Below are 557 nucleotides of genomic sequence, written 5' to 3'. Positions count from 1 at the left end.
AAGAAACTGAAAGAGATAGTAGACTCCCACAGCGCAGCACCGCAAGAGGGGTTAATAAGACACCTCAACCCGGTCATCAGAGGGTGGAGCAACTACTACTCAACAGTAGTGTCTAAGGAAATCTTTTCTCAAATGGATAACTTGTTATATTGGAAGTTAACCAAATGGGGAAACCGAAGGCATTCCAACAAAAGTAAAAAATGGGTAGCCAAGAGATACTGGCAAACAATAGGGAATCAACACTGGGTATTCGCAACGCGAGTGGAAACAAATCCAATCAAATTGCAATACCACTCCGAGACTCCAATTGTCAGACACGTTAAAGTGAAAGGTAATGCCAGCCCATACGACGGCAATCTCAAATACTGGAGTACAAGAATGGGAAAACAACCCGGTGTTCCAAAGAGGGTATCAAAACTCTTGAAGAAACAAAAAGGGAAGTGCATCCACTGCGGACATTATTTCAAAGAAGAAGACATCATGGAAGTAGACCACATCATCCCAGAAACCTTAGGTGGAAAGGATGAATACAAAAACCTCCAACTTCTTCATAGACA

Annotated in this window: 1 protein-coding gene; it reads left to right on the top strand. The window is 42.4% G+C overall.

Annotated features, from left to right (window positions below):
- Window positions 1–6 precede the first annotated feature (6 nt).
- Window positions 7–557: group II intron maturase-specific domain-containing protein (locus tag LKK83_RS21065; RefSeq protein ID WP_324633298.1), on the top strand; the 551-nt coding region annotated here is incomplete at its 3' end.

It is taken from the genome of Phormidium sp. CCY1219, assembly GCF_035615515.1.
Lineage (GTDB): Bacteria > Cyanobacteriota > Cyanobacteriia > Cyanobacteriales > Laspinemataceae > CCY1219.
The sequence above is the reverse complement of the archived record's forward strand: the minus strand, read 5'-3'. Positions and strand labels throughout refer to the sequence as shown.